At 70.0% G+C, this 2,841-nt stretch carries 3 protein-coding genes; 1 reads left to right on the top strand and 2 read right to left on the bottom strand.

Annotated features, from left to right (window positions below; translation table 11 throughout):
- Positions 1-187, top strand: a 187-nt coding sequence (locus tag VFT73_RS02755) for a hypothetical protein (RefSeq protein ID WP_326408620.1), incomplete at its 5' end; no start/stop codon positions are given.
- Here VFT73_RS02755 and VFT73_RS02750 read toward each other — a convergent pair.
- Both VFT73_RS02750 and VFT73_RS02745 read right to left on the bottom strand, forming a co-directional pair.
- On the bottom strand, positions 184-1,164 hold the full coding sequence (locus tag VFT73_RS02750) for a quinone oxidoreductase (RefSeq protein WP_326408619.1): 981 nt from the start codon (positions 1,162-1,164) through the stop codon (positions 184-186). The genes VFT73_RS02755 and VFT73_RS02750 overlap by 4 nt on opposite strands.
- Positions 1,165-1,171: 7 nt before the next feature.
- Positions 1,172-2,841, bottom strand: a 1,670-nt coding sequence (locus VFT73_RS02745; protein WP_326408618.1) for a zinc-dependent metalloprotease, incomplete at its 5' end; no start/stop codon positions are given.

The following is a 2,841-nucleotide window of genomic DNA, read 5'->3' as shown; positions in this document are numbered from 1 at the left end:
GATGGCGGGTTACAGGCTCTTCTGCCTCGATGAGGGCGGCCATATCGTCGACCGGGTCGATTTCGATGCCGGCGACGACGATGCGGCGATCACAATTGCGCGCAAGACCTTCGGACACAGTCGATCCGAACTATGGGAGCTCGGCCGAAGGGTTGCGTTGATCGAGCCGCTGAAGAACGCGAGCTAGGATCCGGGCAGCAGCACCGTCGAGCCGCTGGTCCGCCGCGCCTCGAGGTCGCGGTGCGCCTGTTCGGCCTGTTCGAGCGGATAGCGCTGCCCGATCGTGATCGCGACCTTGCCCGACCGGATCATGTCCCACAGCCGCGCGACGCCGGCGCGGCGTTCGTCCGGTTGCGCGTAATAGTCGAACAGCGTCGGGCGGGTGGTGAACAGCGAGCCCTTCTGCGCCAGCACGCCCAGATTGACGTTGCTGACCGGCCCGCCCGCATTGCCGTAGCTGACGATCAGCCCGCGCCGCGCGGCGCTGCCGAGCGAGGCTTCCCAGGTCGCCATGCCGACGCCGTCGAAGACGACCCGCACCCCCTCGCCGCCGGTCAGCTCGCGGACGCGCGCCGCCGTATCCTCGCGCGTGTAGAGGACGATCTCGTCGGCTCCGGCCTCGCGCGCTGTCGCGGCTTTGTCGTCGGTCGAGACGGTGCCGATCACCCGCGCGCCGACCGCCTTCAGCCACTGAACCAGGATCAGCCCGACGCCGCCCGCCGCGGCATGGACCAGCACCGGCCAGCCCGCCTGCACTTTCGCGCAGCGCTCGATCAGGAATTCGGCGGTGCAGCCCTTCAGCAACGCGGCGGCCGCGGTTTCGTCGGCGATGTCGTCCGGAATCGGCAGCAGGCTCGCGGCCGGCAGATTGCGCTCGGTCGCATAGGCGCCGCGCACCGGGCCGAAGGTGCCGACCCGGTCGCCCGGCTTCCAATCCTTCACGCCCTCGCCCACCGCCTCGACGACGCCGGCGGCTTCAAGGCCCAGACCGGTCGGCAGCTCGACCGGATAAACGCCGCCGCGGTGGTAGGTGTCGATGAAATTGAGCCCGACTGCCGTGTGCCGGACCCGCACTTCGCCGGGTCCGGGCGGCGGCAGGTCGACATCGGCCCATTCGATCACTTCCGGACCGCCGGTCCGCTCGATGCGTGCTGTCCGTGCCATTGTCACCTCATCCGATCGGCATGCCGGGCGGTACTTTGGGAAGCCGGCGCTTGTCCGCAAGGGCGGCGGTCAACGCATCGCGGTCCGTGAGCAGCCGGCCGAGCCCGCGGCTCCAGTCCGCCTGCACGCCGCTGCCGTTCGTCTTCGCCAGGCCGGCGCCAAGCCTGCTGAGCCGTTCCGACAAGGCGAGCGCGATCGTCGGCGACAGGTCGCCGTCGCGCTGCGTGCGGGCAAGCGCCAGCACCACCGTGGTCGCGATGCGGCGCTGCACCGCCGCAGCCGCCTCGTCGCGCGGAAAGGCGAAGCTGCGGTCGATCAGCTTGTCGATTACTTCATGCGCCGACGGGATCGCCGGATCGGCCTGGTTCTGGATCTCCAGCCGGTTCAGCCGCTCCGGCGCGAGCAGGTCGATCAGCGTCATCGCCGCGCCTGTCTCGGTCGCGGCAAGCGGATCGAACACCGGACCGCCCGCGGTCGGGATCACTTCGATCGTGGTCTGACGGTCGCTCTCGCCCGACCAGCCGGTCGAAAGGTTGGGCAAAAGCGAGGCCGGGACGGTGAGCGCGGCGGGCGACAGCGTATCGAGCAGCGCATCGAGCGCGCGGCGCTGGTCCTCGGCCGATACCGGCTTCGATTCGCCGCGTCCATCGCCGACCACCGCATAGGTGAAGTCGACGCCCCCCAGCAGCTTCGACGCCGCCTCGACCTGATATCGGTGGAGGAGCCAGATCGGCACGAAGGCACGGCGGAGTTGCGATTGCGGGTTGCCGGGCTTCAGCGCCGCCGGCCCGAACCGCGCGACCGCGACCTGCCGCACCTCCATCACCCGCCGCAGCTCGGCGACCGGATCGCTGCCGTCGTCCCAGAGACTCCCGAGCGGCTGCGCGGCGTCGGGCGCGCGCGCATCCTGGTCGGGCACGTAGCGCAACCCTTCGGCCAGCCCCGCCGCCATGATCGGCTGCGCGTCGGCGTCGGTGCGGGCGCCATACAGCCAGTCGATCGCGAATTTGTCCCAGCGGCCGACCCCCACGCCATAGGCGTCGCTGAGGTCGAGCTTGCCGTCGGTCAGCTTCACGCGCGGGCCGGGATAGTCCATCACCGAATAGCGGCCGGCGATCGACGCTGCGAAATTGTGCGCAAGGCCCAGCGCGTGGCCGACCTCGTGCGCACCCAGCTGCCGGATGCGGCCCAGCGCGGCGGTGACCGGGTCGTTGGGGTCCCCGGTCCCGGTCAGCCCGGCGCAGACCAGGGCCTGGAAGATCATCATGTCCTGCCGCACACGGAGAGAGCCCAAGAGCACGTTGCCCTTGATGATTTCGCCGGTGCGCGGATCGGTGATCGGCTGGCCGTAGGACCAGCCCCGCGTCGCACGGTTCACCCAGTTGACGATGTTGTAGCGGATATCGAGCGGGTCGGCGCCTTCCGGCAGCACCGCGACCTTGAACGCATCGACGAAGCCGGCGGCGTCGAACGCTTCGCGCCACCACGATACGCCCTCGACCAAGGCCGTCCGCACCGGCTCCGGCGCGGCGCTGTCGACATAGAAGGTGATCGGCTGCTTGACCGGCGAGCGCGCGGCGCTCGGGTCGGTCTTTTCGAGCCGGAAGCGGTTGGCGAGCTCGTAGACCACCGGGCTGCCCAGCGGCGCCGCATAGTCGACGATCTGCGTGCCGAAGC

Source organism: Sphingomonas sp., from assembly GCF_035758555.1.
Lineage (GTDB): Bacteria > Pseudomonadota > Alphaproteobacteria > Sphingomonadales > Sphingomonadaceae > Sphingomonas_B.
This window is presented reverse-complemented; position numbering and strand designations above follow the sequence as displayed.